The organism is Microbacterium sp. lyk4-40-TSB-66, from assembly GCF_030209475.1.
Taxonomy (GTDB): domain Bacteria; phylum Actinomycetota; class Actinomycetes; order Actinomycetales; family Microbacteriaceae; genus Microbacterium.
This window is the reverse complement of the sequence record NZ_JARVRW010000003.1, coordinates 224,147-242,534: the sequence shown is the minus strand read 5'-3', so window position 1 is coordinate 242,534 and position 18,388 is coordinate 224,147. Positions and strand designations below refer to the sequence as shown.

Below are 18,388 nucleotides of genomic sequence, written 5' to 3'. Positions count from 1 at the left end.
TGCACCACACCCTCCTGCTGCCGGGAAATGCCCGTCAGCCGTTCTAGTCCGAAGGAGGTGGGTTAGTGACGCACCAGTACGAACTCATGGTCATCTTCGATCCCGAGGTCGACGAGCGCCAGGTCGCTCCGAAGCTCGACGGATTCCTCAAGGTCATCACGGCCGATGGGGGAACCATCGACAAGGTCGACATCTGGGGCCGCCGTCGTCTCGCCTACGAGATCCGCAAGAAGAACGAGGGCATCTACGCCGTCGTCAACTTCGTCGCGACCAGCGAGGCCACGAACGAGCTCGACCGTCAGCTGAAGCTGAACGAGCAGATCATGCGCACCAAGGTCCTGCGCGCCGAAGAAGCGATCGCCCAGGTCGCCGCCGAGGCCAAGCGCTCCGAGGAGAAGGCCGCCCGCAAGGCCGCCGCTCCCCGCAAGGTCGAGTCCGCCGAGAAGGCTGCGAAGTAACGACGATGGCCGGCGAAACCGTCATCACCGTCGTGGGCAACCTCACCGCCGACCCCGAGCTGCGTTACACGCAGAACGGTCTGCCGGTGGCGAACTTCACGATCGCGTCGACCCCCCGCACGTTCGACCGTCAGGCGAACGAGTGGAAGGACGGCGAGGCGCTCTTCCTGCGCGCTTCTGTGTGGCGCGAGTTCGCCGAGCACGTCGCCGGTTCGCTGACGAAGGGCAGCCGTGTCATCGCGACCGGTCGCCTCAAGCAGCGTTCGTACCAGGACCGCGAGGGGAACAACCGCACCTCCATCGAACTCGAAGTCGATGAGATCGGCCCCTCGCTCCGCTACGCGACCGCCCAGGTCACCCGTGCCGCGTCCGGCGGCGGGGGTGGCGGCGGTGGCGGTCAGCGCCCGCAGGTGCAGCAGTCGAACGACGAGCCGTGGTCGACCCCCGGCTCGAACAACGGCGGCGGCAACGGCAACAGCGGCGCAGACGCGTGGAGCACTCCCGGTTCCTACGGAGACGACACCCCATTCTGATCTTCGCTGCGCCTCACGGCGCGACGACCCCTGAAATTCCGGATGCCATGCCCCGGTCCGCGTGACCGCCTCGGCATCCGAACCACACGAAAGAAGGAAGCATGGCTGGCAAGGCCACTGGCGACCGCCGCAAGCCGCGGAAGGGCGCGAAGAACGCAGCCCCCGCGAAGGCGATCCGCGTCGGCGTCATCGACTACAAGGACGTCGCAACCCTCCGCAAGTTCATCTCGGAGCGCGGGAAGATCCGCGCCCGTCGTATCACCGGTGTCTCCGTGCAGGAGCAGCGCCTGATCGCCCGCGCCATCAAGAACGCGCGCGAGATGGCTCTCCTGCCCTACGCCGGCGCCGGCCGCTAAGGAGCACCCGATGGCAAAGCTGATTCTCACGAATGAGGTCACCGGGCTCGGTAGCGCCGGTGACGTTGTCGAGGTCAAGAGCGGGTACGCCCGCAACTACCTCATCCCGCAGGGCTTCGCCGTGGCCTGGAGCCGCGGCGGCGAAAAGCAGGTCGCGTCGATCCGCGCGGCCCGCGAGTCCCGCGCGATCCACGACCACGAAGACGCCGTGGCCCTGAAGAACACGCTCGAGTCGAACACCGTCAAGCTGGCCGTCAAGGCCGGCAACGAGGGTCGCCTCTTCGGTTCGGTCAAGACCGCCGATGTCGCCGACGCCGTCAAGGCCGCCGGTCTCGGCGAGCTCGACAAGCGCAAGATCCAGATCACCTCCTCGATCAAGTCGGTCGGCGAGCACGAGGCGACCGTTCGCCTGCGTGACGACGTCACCGCCGTGATCACCCTTCAGGTGGTCGCCGCGAAGTAATTCGCAGCACTCTCGAGGACGGCCCCGTTCCTGCTCCGGCAGGGCGGGGCCGTTCCGCGTTGCGGGCGGGGGTCCGCGTTGCGGGCGGGGGTCCGCGTTGCGGGCGGGGGTCCGCGTTGCGGGCGCGTTGCGCGTCGCGGGGCGGGCGCGGGTGTCAGCGGTGCGGCGGCGCGGGGCGCGTGTCAGCGATGCTGTGGTGGTGCCGCGTTTGGGGCGCGTTTCATGCATTTGGGGCGAGCCATACCCGCCCCGATGCACAAATGACGCCCCAAACCGCGAGAGGGGCCTTTGGGGGTCTGTGCGCGGCCGAGGCGGCGAGGCGCGTCGCTCTTGACGGTGGTGCCGCGTTTGGGGCGCGTTTCGTGCATTGGGGCGGGCAGTACTCGCCCCAATGCACAAATGACGCCCCAAACCGGGGGAGAGGCCCGGCGCTTCGCGCGGCTCGCTCGCGGAGCCCGTTCGCTCAGCCCGTCCTGGGTGTCCCCCGTGCTGCCGAGGTAGCGGAACGGTGGTGCTGCCGCGATTGGGGCGCGTCGGCGGTGCGGTGCGCGGCCGTGGCGGCGAGGCGCGTCGCTCTTGACGGCGGTGCCGCGTTTGGGGCGCGTTTCGTGCATTTGGGGCGGTCAATACTCGCCCCAACGCGCAGATGACGCCCCAAACCGGGGGAGGCGCGTCGGCGGTGTGCGGCCGTGGCGGTGAGGCGCGTCGCGCTGTGACGGGGGGGGTGCCGCGTTTGGGGCGCGTTTCGTGCATTCGGGCGGTCAATACTCGCCCCAATGCACGAATGACGCCCCAAACCGGGGCAGGGGCCGGGAAACCGGGGGGAGGGGCCGGGCAGAAAGTCCACAACGGCCGCGCAGCGTGTCGCCGGGTTTCCCCATCGACGGCCACGGGCCTGCCGACTAGGTACCATTTGCTCCACACAGCACTCCGGGGATGACCCCGATACGTCCACGAGGAGACATCGTGACCGCTTTCGCACGCCTGCGCCGCGCCGCCGCCCTGACCGCCGTGGCCGCCGCCACGGTCGTCTCGCTGAGGCCTGCGCTTTCGCCCCGACCGGCTCCGACGCCGGCGCCGCCCCCGCCTCCGAGGGCGCGCTGCAGACCGTCACCGCCGGCAAGCTGACCATCGCGACCGGTGAGCCCGCGTTCTCGCCGTGGGTCGAGAACGACGACCCTGCGTCGGGGGAGGGCTTCGAAGCGGCCGTGGCCGACGCCGTGGCGACGCAGCTCGGCTTCGCGAAGGACGACGTCGTGTGGGTTCGCTCCACGTTCGACAGCGCCATCGCGCCGGGCCCGAAGGACTGGGACCTCAACGTGCAGCAGTTCTCCATCACCGACGAGCGCAAGAACGCCGTCGACTTCTCGTCGTCGGATTACACGACCACGCAGGCCGTCGTGACGACGGGCTCGTCGCCCGCCGCGTCCGCCACCACCGTCGAGGAGCTGAAGGGCATCCCCGTCGGCGTCATGAGCGCAACGACCAGCTACCAGGTCGCCGAAGACCAGCTCGGCACCGCCAATCTCAGCGTCTACAACTCCAATGACGATGCCGTCGCCGCCCTCCAGGCGGGACAGGTCGACGCGATCATCGTCGACCTCCCCACCGCGTTCTACCTCGCCGGCGCGGTGCTCGACGACGGCAAGGTCGTGGGTCAGCTGCCCGACTCGTCCGTCGGCGGTGACGAGCTCGCGTTCGTGCTCCCCAAGGGCTCGGCGCTGACCGCGCCCGTCAGCGAGGCCGTCGATGCCCTTCGCGCCGACGGCACGCTCGATGAACTGCAGCAGACGTGGCTCGGCGGTACGGCCGCCGCTCCCGTGCTGAAGTAACCGTCGTGGCATCCACCCCCCTCGATGCCGAGTGGCGTCCGAGCGAGCTCGAACTCGGTCGGCGCGTCACGCGGCGTCGGCAGTCGACGAAATCGGTGCTGATCGCGCTCGTCAGCTCCGTCGTCTTCGTCGTCGTGGTGGGGTGGGCGGTCCTGTCGAGCCCCGGCTGGGAAGACGTCCGTCGCAGCTTCTTCGACGTCGACATCGCGATCACGAGCTTCCCGTCGATCCTGGTCGGCCTGTGGGTGAACATCCAGGTGCTGTTCGTCGCGGCGTTCGCCGTGGCCATCCTCGGCACCACGCTCGCGGTGCTGCGGTCGCTGCGCGGACCTGTCTTCTTCCCGCTGCGGGCCCTGGCGACGGTGTACACCGATCTGTTCCGCGGCGTCCCGCTGCTGATCGTGCTGTACCTCGTGGGCTTCGGCGTGCCCGCGCTGGGGATCTTCGGCCGGGTGCCGGTCGTGCTGTGGGGGACGATCGCGATCGTGCTGACCTACTCGGCGTACGTCAGCGAGGTGCTGCGGGCGGGCATGGAGGCCGTGCATCCCTCGCAGCGGGTCGCCGCCCGTTCGATGGGCCTCACGCACGGGCAGACGCTGCGCATCGTCGTCATCCCGCAGGGCGTCCGTAAAGTCGTGCCCGCGTTGATGAACGACTTCGTCTCGATGCAGAAGGACGTCGGCCTGATCTCGGTCCTCGGAGTGGTGGATGCCATCCGCGCGGCGCAGATCGCCGCGGCCGAGTACTACAACTTCACGCCCTACGTCGTGGCGGCGCTGCTGTTCGTGGCCATGGCGCTGCCGATGATCCGCCTCACCGACTACGTGTCGGCGCGGTTGGCGCGGCGCGAACAGATGGGCGGAATGGTGTGAGCGTGCTCGACGCGCGGAGGGTTCGCAAGGTCTTCGGTGACCAGGTCGTGCTCGACGGCATCGACCTCGCGATCGACCAGCACGAGGTCGTCGTGCTCATCGGCGCGTCGGGGTCGGGCAAGTCGACGCTGCTGCGCACCATCAACCTCATCGAGCGTGTCGATGATGGCCAGATCCTGCTGAACGGCGACGACCTCACCGATCCGACCATCGACCAGGATGCCGCCCGCGCACGCATCGGCGTCGTCTTCCAGCACTTCAACCTCTTCCCGCACCTGAGAGTGATCGACAACGTCACGCTCGCCGCTCGCAAAGTGCACCGGATGCCGAAACCCGAGGCCTACGCCCGCGGGACCGAGCTGCTCGAACAGCTTGGACTGGGGGTCAAGGCGCGCGAGTTCCCCGACCGGCTGTCGGGCGGCCAGCAGCAGCGCGTCGCGATCGTGCGCGCGGTGATGACCGATCCCGAGCTGCTGCTGCTCGACGAGATCACCTCGGCACTTGACCCGCAGCTCGTCGGCGAGGTGCTCGATCTCGTACGGGTACTCCGTGACCGCGGGTCGACGATGTTGATGGCGACGCACGAGATGTCGTTCGCGCGCGAGGTGGCCGACCGCATCGTGTTCCTGAAGGCCGGACGCATCGTCGAGCAGGGCACCCCCGCGCAGATCCTCGACGCTCCGCAGCACCCCGACACCATCGCCTTCCTCGAACGCGAGCGTCGCGGCGGCGCCGTGTAGCGTCCGCGCGCGCCACGACACCGGACGCCGCCCCCAATAGCCGGCATCCGGTGTCGCCTGCCGGGGAGAGGTCACCCCCTCCCCGGGGTCAGCGCGTCAGACCGTCGCGCGGTCACGACGCAGCAGCAGCGCGCCTCCCAGCACGATTACGAGCAGACCCGCGAGCCCGAGGCCAGCGGCCGACCCGTCCGTTCCCGTGACGGCGAGCGTCTTGCCGGTGGCGTTCGCCGTGCCCGACGCGACGGGCGCCGCGGCCGAGTACTTCGTGGACGAGACCGACGCGGTGGAGCCCATCACCGGTGTGGTGGTGCCGGAGGTGCCGGAGGTGCCGGACGTTCCCGGGGTTCCGGGGGTGCCGGGCGTTCCGGGAGTTCCGGGGTTTCCGGGCGTTCCGGGGGTGCCGGGGTTGCCGGGGGTGCCGGGGTTGCCGGGCGTTCCGGGGGTGCCGGGGTTGCCGGGCGTTCCGGGGTTGCCGGGGGTGCCGGGCGTTCCGGGGTTGCCGGGCGTTCCGGGCGTGCCGGGGTTTCCGGGCGTTCCCGGGTTACCGGGGTTTCCGGGGGTCCCGGGCGTTCCGGGGTTTCCGGGCGTTCCGGGCGTTCCGGGCGTTCCCGGGTTACCGGGGTTACCGGGGTTTCCGGGGTTTCCGGGGTTTCCGGGGGTCCCGGGCGTGCCGGGCGTTCCGGGGTTTCCGGGCGTTCCGGGCGTTCCCGGGTTACCGGGCATACCGGGCGTTCCCGGGGTGCCAGGCGTTCCCGGCGTTCCCGGGGTGCCAGGCGTTCCAGGCGTCCCCGGGTGACCAGGCGTCCCCGGGGTACCCGGCGTTCCGGTGTTGGAACCGACGGTGGTGCTGTCACCGATCACCGACACGGCGTTGCCGCCGATGGTGACGGGGAGGCTGATCGGAACGATCAGCTGGTTGCCGCCGAGGATGCTTCCGCTCCCGTCGGTGGTGATGCCACCCAGCAGGCCGCCCGAGGTGCCACCGGTGGTGGTGGCATCCTTCGAGGTGCTGTCGCCGATCACCGAGACCGCGTTGCCGCCGATGGTGACGGGGACGGAGATCGGCAGGATCGCCTGGTTGCCGCCCAGGATGCTGTCGCTTCCGTCCGTGGTTACGCCGCCGATGCCCGCGCCGGTTGTGCCGCCGGTGGTGGTGGCGCCCTCCGTGTAGCTGTCGCCGATGCCCGAGACGGCGTTGCCGCCGATGGTGACGGGCAGCTCGACCGGCACGACGGCTTGGTTGCCGCCGAGCAGGCTGTCCGACCCGTCGGTCGTGACGTCGCCGCCCGTGCCGGAGCCGGTCGTGCCGCCGGTGGTGGTGGCATCCTTCGAGGTGCTGTCGCCGATGCCCGAGACGGCATTGCCGCCGATGGTGATGGGCAGCGAGATCGGGGCGATCAGCTGGTTGCCGCCGAGCAGGCTGTCCGACCCGTCGGTCGAGACGTCGCCGCCCGTGCCGGAGCCGGTCGTGCCGCCGGTGGTGGTTGCATCCTTCGAGGTGCTGTCGCCGATGCCCGAGACGGCGTTGCCGCCGATGGTGATGGGCAGCGAGATCGGCACGACGGCCTGGTTGCCGCCGAGCAGGCTGTCCGAACCGTCCGTGGTGACGTCGCCGCCCGTGCCGGAGCCGGTCGTGCCGCCGGTGGTGGTGGCATCCTTCGAGGTGCTGTCACCGATCACCGAAACGGCGTTGCCGCCGACGGTGACGGGAAGCGAGATCGGGGCGACGAGTTGGTTGCCGCCGAGCAGGCTATCCGTTGCATCGGTCGTGACGTCACCGCCTCCGCCGGAGCCCGAGTGGCCGGAGCCGGGATGTCCCGTGCTCGGGTGCCCGGTGCTCGGGTGCCCGGCGCTCGGGTCCCCTGTGCCGCTCGTGCCGCCCGTGGTGGTGGCATCCGCTGTGGTGCTGTCTCCGATCACTGAGACGGCATTGCCGCCGATGGTGACGGGCAGCTCGACCGGCACAACGGCTTGGTTGCCGCCGAGCAGGCTGTCGGACCCGTCGGTCGAGACGTCGCGGTTCGTGCTGGAGTCGGTCGTGCCGCCCGTGGTGGTGGCATCCGCTGTGGTGCTGTCTCCGATCACCGAGACGGCGTTGCCGCCGATGGTGACGGGCAGCTCGACCGGCACGACGGCTTGGTTGCCGCCGAGCAGGCTGTCGGACCCGTCGGTCGAGACGTCGCCGTTCGAGCCGGAGTCGGACGATCCGCCGGTGGTGGTGGCATCCGTGCTGGTGCTGTCTCCGATCAGCGAGACGGCGTTGCCGCCCACGGTGATGGGCACATCGACCGACACGATGCCCTGGTTGCCGCCGAGCAGGCTGTTCGATCCGTCGGTGGTCACGTCACCACCCGAGCCGGAACCACCGCCTTCGTGCCCGGAGCCTTCGTGCCCAGAGCTTTCGTGCCCGGACCCTTCGTGGTCGGACCCGCCGTCGCCCGAGCCGGACGATCCGCCGGTCGTGGTGGCATCCGTGGTCGTGCTGTCGCCGATCACCGAGACGGCGTTGCCGCCGACGGTGACGGGCAGGTCGACCGAGACGAGTGCCTGGTCGCCCGAGAGCAGTCCGCCTGCTCCCGAGGTGTCTGCGGCATGGGCGATGCCGCATCCGAGAACGGCGATACCGCTCCCGACGAGCGCGCCCCAGAGGGCACGCGAGTAGAACTTGCGCATGAGAGTTTCTCCTGTAGGTGAGTGAGGGTGCGCGAACGCGCGGGGTCGTCTGCCGTGCCATGCACGGCGCGACCGGCCTCAGTCAGGAGAAGCGTCGGTGTCGTAGACGGGGATGCCGGGGAGGTCGTCGTCGACGTCGCCCCCGCGGGCGAGAAGGGTCAGCGCGAACGAAAGTGCGCCGTGGTCTGCGGTGGCGGCGGTCGTTCCCGCCGCTCCCGATCCCGCGGATGCCGAGGATCCCGCGCCGGTGCTCATGCCGAGCGCGACGTGCGCAGGGTCGTCGGAGCCGACCGGTGCAGAGGGGGCGTCGGTGGAGGAGGGGATGGATGCCGGGGCAATGGCCTCGAAGAAGCGCGCGATCCGGTCGACCGACGCCGCCACGCGCGCGACCACCGCGTCAGATGAGACGGCGGGGAGCGGGAGGGCGGCCAGCGCCGGGAGGGCCGGAGCGAGAGCGTCAGGGGCTGTCAGGACCGGGGTATCCGAGGGAATCGCCGGCGGCGTCACGGGAGGAGCCGTGACGCCGGGTGCAGGGGAGGGCACCTCGCCGCCGTCACTGGGGAGAGACGGGACGACCGGAGCGATCTCGGGCGCCGTACCGACGACGACCGGGAGGGTTTCATCGACGGTGCCGGCCACGCCGGTGACGACGCCGCCGACGCCGGTCTGCTCGATGACCCCACCGACGATGGGGAGGGCCTCGGCGGTGTCGACGATCGGGTCGACGACCGCGCCCACGACGCCGGAAGAGGCGACATCCGTGACGACATCTGCCACCGTGCCGACCGTGCCGCTCACGAGCCCGTTGGCGGTGTCGACGAGCGCCGGGGTCGAGTCGACGACGGTGGTGACGACGCCCGCGACGGGGGCGACGACCCGCGCGACGGGGGCGGTGAGAGCCTCGGTTACGGGAGCGACCGTGTCGGTGACGACGCCCACGGCCGGCTCGACGACGGCCGTGTTGACGGGCTCGACGACCGTGTCGACGACACCGACCACCGGTTCGACGACGGCGGATGCCAGGGGTTCGACGACGGCTGTGGTGACGGGATCGACGACCTCGGTGACGACGGGCCTCACGACCTCGGTGGCCACGGGTTCCACGACGGCGGATACCGGCTCGACGACGGCGCTGGCGACCGGTTCCACGACCTTCGACACGACCGGCTCTGCGACGGCCGCAACCGGCTCAACCACGGCGTCGGTGACCGGTTCGACCACAGAGGCGACCGGCTCCGTGACGGCGGCGACGGGCTCGGTGACCGCGGTGGTGACCGGCTCGACGGCTTTCGTCACCGGCTCGGCGGCCTTCGTGACCGGCTCCACGGCACTGGTGACCGGCTCCACCGCACTGGTGACGGGTTCCACCGCATCGGTCACGGGCTCAACGGCCTTCGTCACCGGCTCCGCAGCGCTGGTCACCGGCTCGACGACGCCGGCGACGGGTTCGACAACGCTGGCGACCGGCTCGACAACGCTGGTCACCGGGTCAGCGGCTTTCGTGTCCGGCTCCGCAGAGGTGCTCGAGGGCTCCGCGGCGGTCGTGGGGGAGGAGCTGGAGACGGTGTCGGCGACGGGCTCGACCACGGCGGTGGCGACCGGCTCGACGACGTCGCCGGCGGTGTCGGTCACGCCGTTCACGGTCGACCCCACGGCACCCAACAGGCCTGACCCGGAATCGTCCGCGGAGGCCGACGTCGACGTGGTGAAAAGGGAGAGGACCGCGATGGCGAGGGTCACGAGCACGCCGAACAGGAACACGCGCAGATTGCGCGGCACCCCCGTCTTCAGTGTGGCATCCATGATTCGCCCCCCAAAGGTGAATCGTCGGTGACTCCAGGTCGGTGACGTTACGCCTCGATTCACCAGGGCGAAAGAGGGAGGGTGAACTCTGAGTAGTGCTTACGTAACGCGCGGGTGGCGAGCGACACGCCGCCATGTCGGGAGATTTGACATCGGACGCCGTCCATCTGTAGACCGCCGCCGAGTTATCCCCCGAGTTGTACACATGCGTTTGTCAAGTCGAGGAACCTTCAACGCCTACTTCAACCGGGATTTCCCCACACAACCTGTGGAGAAAGAAAACCCAGGTCAAGCAGCGCAAACGGCGCCAAATCCACAACCATCCACCGACTTGTCCACAGGAGTTGTGCACAGAGACTGCGGCGTTTCCCGCACACTCTCCACAGAGTTATCCACAGGCACATTTGCGCGTGTCGAGGGTGGTATCTACCGTGGGGGCAGCCCACCGGGCATCTCTGTCACCCTGCCGCGCGTCGATGTCGGACGTCGGTGATCGGATGCTCCCGAGGTCGTTCCACCTCTCGCCATCGCATCCGTCCGCGCGCGCGTGAGGGGGGCGCCGGGGCGGCCCGAGAGCAGAAGGAGAGCCTGTGTCGATCGCTGACATCGCCGAGGAGCGTCTCGGAAAAGCACCGCGTCCCGAGCGCACGCCCCCGCACGACATCCTCGCCGAGCAGAGCGCTTTGGGCGGCATGCTGCTGTCGAAGGATGCCGTCGCCGATGTGATCGAGACGCTCCGCGGCGGCGACTTCTACGTCCCGAAGCACGAGCTGATCTTCGAGGCGATCCTCACCCTCTACTCGCACGGTGAGCCGACCGACGTCGTCGCCGTGACCGACGAGCTCATCAAGACCGGTGAGCTCCAGCGCGCCGGGGGAGCGGACTACCTCCACACGCTCACCTCGATCGTGCCGACCGCCGCCAACGCCGGCTATTACGCGTCGATCGTCGCCGAGCGCGCACTGCTGCGTCGCCTGGTCGAGGCCGGCACGCGCATCGTGCAGATGGGCTACGCCGGCGAGGGCGACCCGATCGAGCTCGTGAACAGCGCCCAGGCCGAGATCTACAACGTCTCGGGAGACGACAGCGCCGAGGACTACATCCCGCTGACGACGGCAGTGGATGCCGCAGTCGAAGAGATCGAGGCCGCCCGCGGCCGCGACGGGTCGATGACGGGCATCCCTACCGGCTTCGCCGGGCTCGACCAGCTGACCAACGGTCTGCACCCGGGTCAGATGATCGTCATCGCCGCACGCCCCGCCATGGGTAAGTCGACGCTGGCGCTCGACTTCGCGCGCGCTGCCGCGGTCAAAGCGAACATGCCCACGATCTTCTTCTCGCTCGAGATGGGGCGCAGCGAGATCGCCATGCGCCTCCTCAGCGCCGAGGGAGCCATTCCGCTGCAGAGCATGCGCAAGGGCACGCTCGATTCGCGCGACTGGACCACCGTGGCCGCCACCCGCGGCCGCATCAACGACGCGCCCCTCTACATCGACGACAGCCCCAACATGACGCTGGTCGAGATCCGGGCGAAGTGCCGTCGCCTCAAGCAGCGCGAGGGCCTGAAGATGGTCGTCATCGACTACCTGCAGCTGCTCACGAGCGGAAAGCGCGTCGAGTCGCGTCAGCAGGAGGTCAGCGAGTTCTCGCGTGCGCTCAAGCTGATGGCGAAGGAGCTGCAGGTTCCCGTCATCGCCCTCTCCCAGCTGAACCGTGGCGCTGAGCAGCGCGCCGATAAGAAGCCGGCCCTCTCCGACCTTCGTGAGTCGGGCTCGATCGAGCAGGATGCCGACATGGTGGTGCTGCTGCACCGCGAGGCCGCCTACGAGAAAGACAGCCCGCGCGCCGGCGAGGCCGACCTGATCGTCGCGAAGCACCGTAACGGCCCGACAGACACGATCACGGTGGCGTTCCAGGGACACTATTCGCGGTTCGCCGACATGGCGCCGGGGATGTAGTTCGAGCCGCCCTCCGACGTCCCGGTGATCGCATGAAACTGCTCCTGACCTCCGGTGGGATTACGAACGACGGCATCCGTGATGCCCTCGTCGCCCTTCTCGGCAAGCCGATCGAGGAGTCCCGCGCGCTGGTGATCCCGACCGCGCAGTGGGGGCACCCGATGTGCACGCCGGCGAGCGTGTGGCGCACCGTGGCGGGGCAGACCGGTCTCACCGACCTCGGGTGGACGTCGGTCGGCGTCCTCGAACTCACCGTGCTGCCGAGCATCGGCCCGGAGCGATGGATGCCATGGGTACGCGAGGCCGACGTCCTCCTCGTCGACGGCGGCGAGGCGGTCTACCTCGCGCACTGGCTGCGCGAGTCCGGGCTCGCGGAGCTGCTGCCTTCGCTGCACGACATCGTGTGGGTCGGGGTGAGCGCCGGGAGCATGGTGCTCACGCCGCGCATCGGCCCGGAGTTCGTCGGGTGGCAGCCCGACGGCACCGACGAGACGCTCGGCGTGGTCGACTTCTCGGTCTTCCCGCACCTCGACTACCCGGGATGGTCCGCCAACACGGCCGAGCGTGCCCGGGAGTGGGCGGCGAAGATCGGCGGACCGGCGTACGCGATCGACGACCAGACGGCCCTCGCGGTCGTGGACGGCGACGTGCGGGTCGTCTCCGAGGGGCACTGGGAGCGTTTCGGGCGCTGACCGCTCGACGAGGACGGGACCACCGCGCCGCGCGGTCACACCGCGGTCGGGGTTTTCGCCCTTTTCACCGCGATCGACAGCACGGCGGCGATGACGCAGAGCGCCGCGCCTCCCCACCAGGCGTAGGTGTACTCGCCGAAGGTGTCGCGGATGACGCCGGCGCCGAGGGCGGCGATGGCGGCGCCGATCTGGTGGGCGGCGAAGACCCACCCGAACACGATGGTGCCGCGCTCGCCGAAGAGCTCACGGCAGAGGGCGGCGGTGGGCGGGACGGTGGCGACCCAGTCGAGCCCGTAGATGACGACGAACAGCACGATGCTCGGGTGGATCGTCTCGGCCAGCAGCCAGGGCAAAAGCAGCAGCCCGACCCCGCGGAAGACGTAATAGAAGACGAGGAGCTTGCGAGGATCGAACTTGTCGGTGAGCCAGCCCGAGGCGATCGTGCCGACGATGTCGAACACCCCGACGACCGCGAGGAGCCCGGCCGCCGTCGTCGTGGCCATGCCGTGGTCGTGGGCGGACGGGATGAAATGGATGCCGATGAGCCCGTTCGTCGTGGCTCCGCAGATGGCGAACGCGATGGCCAGGGCCCAGAACGACCGCCGCTTCGCCGCATACGCCAACCCCTCGAGAGCGCGTTTCACGGCGCCGCCCGCGACCGCCGGCGGTGCGCTGTAGGTGGCGGCATCCGCGCCGTACGGGAGAACACCGCGGTCGCGCGGGTGATCCCGCAGTACGAACCAGACGAGGGGGACCGCCAGCAGCGCGGCGGCGGCGATGACGAGGGATGCCGCCCGCCAGCCGGTGCCGTCGGCGAGGGCGGCGACGGGTGGGAGGAAGATCAGCTGTCCGGTGGCGGAACCGGCGGTGAGGATGCCCATCACGAGACCGCGGCGGCGCACGAACCAGCGGTTCGCGATGGTGGCGGCGAACACGAGCGCCATCGACCCGGTGCCGAGGCCGATCAGGACTCCCCAGAAGATCAGCAGCTGCCACGACGCGGTCATCACGACGCTGCCTCCGGCGCCGAGGGCGACGAGCGTGAGGGCGGTCGCGACGACCTGGCGGATGCCGAAGCGATCCATGAGCGCGGCGGCGAACGGCGCGGTCAGGCCGTAGAGCAGCAGGTTGACGCTGACGGCGAGCGACATCACGCTCGTCGACCAGCCGAACTCCTCGTTCAGCGGCACCATGAGCGCCCCGGGCGCCGCACGGAACCCGGCCGCGGCGAGCAGTGCCACGAAGGCGACGGCCGCGACCCCCCAGGCGGGGTGGATGCGGGCGCGGGTGTCTTCGCGAGAGGGATCGGTGCGTGTCATTTCCACTCCAGGATGCCGGTGTCGACGGGCCGGACTTTCGTCAGGCGGATTCCGGATGCCACGTGCACGGCGTCAGACCGAGAGGGCGAGGCGCCGCAGTTCGCCGGCGGATTCGACGGAGAGGGCCTGTTCGATCTCACGCTGCGCGCGCTGCCACAGCGGCTGGGCTGCGGCCGTCACCGCGACGGCATCCGGGGTCAGGACGATGGCCGACGCCCGGCGATCCGTCGACGAGGTCGTCATCTCGACGAGCCCGCGCTTCTCGAGCACACGGATGTTGCGCGCGACCGTCGAGCGTTCCAGCTCAGCGCGATCGGCGAGGTCTTGGATCGTGATCGGCTCGCCGCCGGGCTGCGGCACGCGGCGCAGCAGGCCCCACTGCGCGGAGGTGATGCCGACCGGCTCCAGCGCCCGGTCGTAGATCGCCGACGCACGCCGGGCCGCCACGCGGAGACTGGTGCAGTAGCAGTCCGTTTCCATGGATGCGAGCATATACACGTAATTGTCAGAGACGTGCGAAGCCCCGCATCCGGATGCCACACCCTTCCAAGACCCGATGGCATCTCTCGATCCGCGCATGCGCATCCGCGGCATCGTTGCCGAGCCCCTGCTGAACGCGTCCAACTTCGAGCGCGGCACCACGATGAACGCCAAAAAGCTGGCGGATGCCGTGGCCGAAATGATCGAGGCGGTGGGCCTGCCGCGCGACGCGGTGGACCGCTTTCCCCACGAGTTCTCGGGCGATCAGCGCCAGCGCATCTCGATCGCGCGGGCATTGGTGTGCCGCCCCCGCATCCTCGTCGCCGACGAGCCGGTCAGCGCGATCGACGTGTCGGTGTGGGTCGGTTGCCAGAGCGTGCCGTGAGAGCGGCAGTGTGACATCGTGGCCCCATGGTCGAAGACGTCGATGCGGTCGTCGTGGGAGCCGGACAGGCCGGACTCGCTACGAGCCATGAACTCAGCGCCCGCAACGTCGAGCATGTGGTGCTCGAGGCGGGAACCCCCGGTTCCTCGTGGCTCCGATGGTGGGACAGCTTCACCCTGGTGGGGCCCAATCGCACGATCTCGCTGCCGGGCGCTGCGTACGACGGCGACGACCCGGACGGCTTCATGTCGGCATCCGAGATCTCTGATCACCTCCAGCGTTATGCAGGCCGCCTCAAGGTCGACGTACGGGCTCACACTCCGGTGCGTCGGGTCACGCCGCAGGGTGGCCTTTTCCTCGTCGACACCGAGGCGGGAACCCTGCGCGCACGCACCGTCGTGCTCGCGGCGGGGGCATACCAGCGGCCCCTGCGGCCCGCCGCACTCGACGGCCTTTCGCCGGACGTGGATGTCGTCGACGTCGTGAGCTACCACAACCCGGAGAGGCTTCCCGAAGGGAAAGTGCTCGTCGTGGGAAGCGGTCAGAGTGCCTGCCAGATCGCCGAGGAGCTCGCACTCGCCGGGCGCGATGTGGTCATGGCCTGCGGCCGCGCGCCCTGGTTCTACCGTCGAGTCGGAGATCGCGACCTCTTCGACTGGCTCATCGCCGCGGGATTCTACGAGCAACGGCCCGAGGATCTCCCCGCCCCGGCGGCGCGCCGCGGAGCAAACGTCCAGGCGACCGGCGCCCGAGGCGGCCATGACCTGCACTTTCGCACCCTGGCAGCACTAGGAGTGCGTCTTGTCGGACACCTCGTCGGAGCATCGGGATCGACGGTGTATCTCGCCTCCGACCTCGTGGCCACCATCGCCGCGAGCGACGCGGGTTTCGCCGTCGTGGCCTCGGCAGTCGCCCGGGCCAGCGCGGTGGAGGGTCGGCCGGCGCCGAGGATCGAGCCACCCTCAGCGCTCGCCACGGATGAGGTGACCGAGCTCGATCTGCGCGGCTTCGGAGCAGTGGTCGTAGCGTGCGGGTTCCGGTCGACCTATGCCGACTGGGTGGACGTACCGGGACTGCTCGACGAGCACGGGTTTCCCCTCCATGACGACGGCGAGATCCGTTCCGCACCGGGGCTCCACGTCGTCGGCTCCCACTTTCTGCGCAGACGTCGATCGTCGCTGCTGTTCGGCGTCGGCGACGACGCCACCGCGACCGCAGATCGGATCGCCGCGTCAGCCACGCTTCGGGGTCGCGTCAGGAAGCGGGATTCGGCGTCCGCGCGAAGGCGTCATAGCTGATGCGCTGATCGATGACGACTGTGAGCCGTGCGTGGGAGGAGTGGACGGCATCTCTCCCCGAATCCGTCACGTCACGTCGACCCTGCGCGTGATGCACCTTCTCCCGCTGCCCGGACGGCCCCGTTCTTCTCCGGGCGCTCGGTCGTCGTGGTCGACGGGGTGATCCTCGAGTTGGATCGTGATCGGCTCGCCGCCGGGCTGCGGCACGCGGCGCAGCAGACTTCACTGCGCTGAGGTGATTCCCACGGGCTCCAGCACCCGGTCGTAGATCGCCGACGCGCGCCGGGCCGCCACGCGGAGGCTGGTGCAGTAGCAGTCCGTTTCCATGGATGCGAGCAATGCCGCGAGCGCCCGCGCGGGCGGGGTCGAGTCCCCTCAGGCCGCGCGGGCGCAGGTCACCCGATCAGGGGCGGATAAGCACCTTCAGCGCTTCGCGCGCGTCCATGAGCCGGTAGGCCTCGGCGATGTCGTCGAGCGGCAGTTCCCGGTCGAAGACCTTGCCGGGCTCGATGGTGCCGTCGATCACCTGGGGGATGGCGGCCTCGAGGTAGGCGCGGACGGTGGCGGGTCCGCCGGTGAGGGTGGCGTTCTTGCCGAAGAGCGAGGCGAAGCCGACGGCGGCATCCTCGTACTGGGGGACGCCCACGCGCGAGATGACGCCGCCCGGCCGAACGATGCCGTACGCCTGCTCGTACGCGGGCATGTGCCCGACCGCTTCGAGGACGACGTGCGCCCCTTCGCCGTCGGTGAGCTCGAGGACCTTCGCGATCCCCTCGTCGCCGCGCTCGGCGACGACGTGGGTGGCGCCGAACTCCCGGCCGAGATCCGTGCGGGCGATGTGGCGGCCCATCAGGATGATCGTCTCGGCGCCGAGCTGACGCGCGGCGAGGACGGCGGAGAGCCCGACGGCACCGTCACCGATCACGGCGACGGTCTTGCCCGCCTCGACACCGCCGCGCACGGCGGCGTGGTATCCGGTCAGGTAGACGTCGGAGAGGGTGAGGAGCGAGGGCATGAGCGCCTCGTCGGTTCCGGCGGGGATGGGGACGGCGGTGCCGTCGGCGTACGGCACCCGCAGCTTCTCGGCCTGCGTGGCCGAGGCGGCGCCGTCGAAGAACCCACCGTGGACGCACGAGGTGGTGACCCCGTCGCGGCAGAACGCGCACGTGCCGTCCGACCAGGCGAACGGGACGATGACGGTGTCGCCGACGGCGAAGGTGGTGACGTCGGCGCCGACCTGTTCGATGACGCCGATGGCCTCGTGGCCCATGTTGCGGCCTTCGGGGGTGTCGGCGAGGTCGTGGTACGGGTGCAGATCGGACCCGCAGACGCAGGCGTAGGTGACGCGGATGATCACGTCGGTGGGCTCGTGGATCGTCGGTTCGGGCACGTCGACGACGCGGACGTCACCGGCGGCGTACATGAGGGTTGCGCGCATGATGTTCTCCTTTGCAGGTGGTGCAGGGGGTCAGACGTCGAGGCTCGACGAAAGACCGTGTCAGTCGACGATCTCGACCGTCACGGGGCCGCCCTCGAGGAGCGAGAGCTGCTGTTCGGTCGCGACGTACGTGCCGATGTGCAGGGTGGCATCCGAGTAGTCGATGCCGTCGGCGTTGTAGTAAAAGCCGAGGTTGCCCCACGAGGTGAAGTAGATAAGGTCTCCGTCTTCGGGATCGGAGCCGGGCGAGCCGTCGTAGACGAGCTCGCGGGGGAGGTACGAGATCTTCTCGCGGCCGGCGAACTCCTCGAACGTCAGCTCGGTCGGGAGCAGTGAGAGGAAGTCGCGCACGCCGGGGCTGTCTTCGCCGATCGTGACGTCGACGCTCGTGCGGTCGGACATGAACTGCACCACCGTGCCCACGATCTGCGCGGGTCCGTCGGTGGGGGTCGGCGCGGGTTCCGTCGACGACGGTGACGCGTCGGCGGCGGACGTCGGTGTCGCGGGGGCAGGCGTCGCGGGGGCAGGCGATGCGGCGGGGGAGCACGCGGTGATCGCCGCGGTCACGAGGGCGCCGACGGCGACGGCGAGCAGCCCACGGGATCGGCCGTTCGACTCGCCGCCAGTGAACGCCGCCATCAGTCCCGGTCCTTCGCGGTCCCGGCGTAATCGGCGTCGGTGATGTGCTCTTTCCACGTCGTGGTGGTGGCGGGGTCGTCGCCGTTCTCGAGCATGGCGATGTGCTCCATGAACGCGTCGCCGGCGGCGGCGTGCCAGTGGTCCTCGCCGGGCGGGGTGTAGAGCGTCTGCCCGGGATGCACCTCGATGATGTTCCCGTCGCGGTCGCCGAAGCGGGCGACGCCCTGGGTGACACGCAGGAACTGGCCGCGGGCGTGCGAGTGCCAGGCGGTGCGCGCCCCGGGCGCGAATCGGACGAGGGCGACCGTCATCCGCTGGTCTGCCTCGTGCGGAGCGGCGATGGGGTCGACCCAGACGTCCCCGGCGAACTGCTCCGGCGGGTTCTTGACGGTGGGCGTTGCGGGTTCGATGTTCATGACGGACTCCTTCGTGAAGGGATGACGGCGGAA

At 69.8% G+C, this 18,388-nt stretch carries 18 protein-coding genes; 11 read left to right on the top strand and 7 right to left on the bottom strand.

Features of this window, described 5'->3' with window-relative positions:
- Positions 1-65 precede the first annotated feature (65 nt).
- The 7 genes from rpsF to QRO03_RS06205 all read left to right on the top strand — a co-directional run bounded on the left by rpsF (position 66) and on the right by QRO03_RS06205 (position 5,254).
- On the top strand, positions 66-458 hold the full coding sequence (gene rpsF / locus QRO03_RS06235; RefSeq protein ID WP_013584644.1) for a 30S ribosomal protein S6: 393 nt from the start codon (positions 66-68) through the stop codon (positions 456-458).
- A 5-nt stretch (positions 459-463) separates the two neighbouring features.
- Positions 464-991, top strand: coding sequence for a single-stranded DNA-binding protein (locus tag QRO03_RS06230; protein ID WP_285136660.1), 528 nt, complete (start codon positions 464-466; stop codon positions 989-991).
- A gap of 101 nt (positions 992-1,092) precedes the next feature.
- Positions 1,093-1,347, top strand: a complete 255-nt coding sequence (gene rpsR, locus QRO03_RS06225; protein ID WP_013584646.1) for a 30S ribosomal protein S18 — start codon at positions 1,093-1,095, stop codon at positions 1,345-1,347.
- A 10-nt stretch (positions 1,348-1,357) separates the two neighbouring features.
- A complete protein-coding gene (gene rplI / locus QRO03_RS06220; RefSeq protein WP_285136659.1) occupies positions 1,358-1,810 on the top strand; it encodes a 50S ribosomal protein L9 in 453 nt (150 codons plus the stop codon).
- A gap of 911 nt (positions 1,811-2,721) precedes the next feature.
- The gene (locus tag QRO03_RS06215; RefSeq protein WP_350224127.1) at positions 2,722-3,642 is read left to right on the top strand and encodes an ABC transporter substrate-binding protein; all 921 of its coding nucleotides are present in this window, start codon (positions 2,722-2,724) and stop codon (positions 3,640-3,642) included.
- Between the two features lie 5 nt (positions 3,643-3,647).
- Positions 3,648-4,514, top strand: a complete 867-nt coding sequence (locus QRO03_RS06210) for an amino acid ABC transporter permease (protein ID WP_285136658.1) — start codon at positions 3,648-3,650, stop codon at positions 4,512-4,514.
- Positions 4,511-5,254, top strand: coding sequence for an amino acid ABC transporter ATP-binding protein (locus tag QRO03_RS06205; protein WP_285136657.1), 744 nt, complete (start codon positions 4,511-4,513; stop codon positions 5,252-5,254). Before QRO03_RS06210 ends, QRO03_RS06205 begins: the two co-directional genes overlap by 4 nt.
- A gap of 96 nt (positions 5,255-5,350) precedes the next feature.
- On the opposite strand, the gene QRO03_RS06200 is transcribed toward QRO03_RS06205, so the two are convergent.
- Both QRO03_RS06200 and QRO03_RS06195 read right to left on the bottom strand, forming a co-directional pair.
- Entirely contained in the window at positions 5,351-7,927 is a 2,577-nt protein-coding gene (locus QRO03_RS06200; protein ID WP_285136656.1) for a chaplin family protein, read from the bottom strand.
- Between the two features lie 78 nt (positions 7,928-8,005).
- Positions 8,006-9,730, bottom strand: coding sequence for a hypothetical protein (locus QRO03_RS06195; protein ID WP_285136655.1), 1,725 nt, complete (start codon positions 9,728-9,730; stop codon positions 8,006-8,008).
- 590 nt (positions 9,731-10,320) lie between these two features.
- Between QRO03_RS06195 and dnaB the strand changes: the two genes are divergently transcribed.
- Together dnaB and QRO03_RS06185 are read left to right on the top strand one after the other, a co-directional pair.
- Entirely contained in the window at positions 10,321-11,688 is a 1,368-nt protein-coding gene (gene dnaB, locus QRO03_RS06190) for a replicative DNA helicase (protein ID WP_285136654.1), read from the top strand.
- 32 nt (positions 11,689-11,720) lie between these two features.
- The gene (locus QRO03_RS06185; protein ID WP_285136653.1) at positions 11,721-12,380 is read left to right on the top strand and encodes a Type 1 glutamine amidotransferase-like domain-containing protein; all 660 of its coding nucleotides are present in this window, start codon (positions 11,721-11,723) and stop codon (positions 12,378-12,380) included.
- A gap of 35 nt (positions 12,381-12,415) precedes the next feature.
- Here the strand turns inward: QRO03_RS06185 and QRO03_RS06180 are convergent, their stop codons facing one another.
- Together QRO03_RS06180 and QRO03_RS06175 are read right to left on the bottom strand one after the other, a co-directional pair.
- Positions 12,416-13,699 carry an MFS transporter gene (locus QRO03_RS06180; protein ID WP_285136652.1) on the bottom strand — a complete coding sequence of 428 codons (1,284 nt, stop codon included), beginning with the start codon at positions 13,697-13,699 and terminating at the stop codon, positions 12,416-12,418.
- Positions 13,700-13,771: 72 nt separating this feature from the next.
- Positions 13,772-14,179, bottom strand: coding sequence for a MarR family winged helix-turn-helix transcriptional regulator (locus tag QRO03_RS06175; RefSeq protein WP_285136651.1), 408 nt, complete (start codon positions 14,177-14,179; stop codon positions 13,772-13,774).
- Between the two features lie 76 nt (positions 14,180-14,255).
- On the opposite strand from QRO03_RS06175, the gene QRO03_RS06170 reads away from it, so the two are divergent.
- A complete protein-coding gene (locus QRO03_RS06170) occupies positions 14,256-14,564 on the top strand; it encodes an ATP-binding cassette domain-containing protein (protein WP_350224123.1) in 309 nt (102 codons plus the stop codon).
- A gap of 26 nt (positions 14,565-14,590) precedes the next feature.
- On the top strand, positions 14,591-15,862 hold the full coding sequence (locus QRO03_RS06165; RefSeq protein WP_285136650.1) for a flavin-containing monooxygenase: 1,272 nt from the start codon (positions 14,591-14,593) through the stop codon (positions 15,860-15,862).
- 403 nt (positions 15,863-16,265) lie between these two features.
- On the opposite strand, the gene QRO03_RS06160 is transcribed toward QRO03_RS06165, so the two are convergent.
- Genes QRO03_RS06160 through QRO03_RS06150 form a run of 3 tightly spaced genes read right to left on the bottom strand, consistent with a single transcriptional unit; the run spans position 16,266 to position 18,355 of the window.
- Positions 16,266-17,300 carry a zinc-binding dehydrogenase gene (locus QRO03_RS06160; protein WP_285136649.1) on the bottom strand — a complete coding sequence of 345 codons (1,035 nt, stop codon included), beginning with the start codon at positions 17,298-17,300 and terminating at the stop codon, positions 16,266-16,268.
- 60 nt (positions 17,301-17,360) lie between these two features.
- A complete protein-coding gene (locus QRO03_RS06155) occupies positions 17,361-17,939 on the bottom strand; it encodes a cyclophilin-like fold protein (RefSeq protein ID WP_285136648.1) in 579 nt (192 codons plus the stop codon).
- Entirely contained in the window at positions 17,939-18,355 is a 417-nt protein-coding gene (locus QRO03_RS06150; RefSeq protein WP_285136647.1) for a (R)-mandelonitrile lyase, read from the bottom strand. Before QRO03_RS06150 ends, QRO03_RS06155 begins: the two co-directional genes overlap by 1 nt.
- Positions 18,356-18,388: the final 33 nt, after the last annotated feature.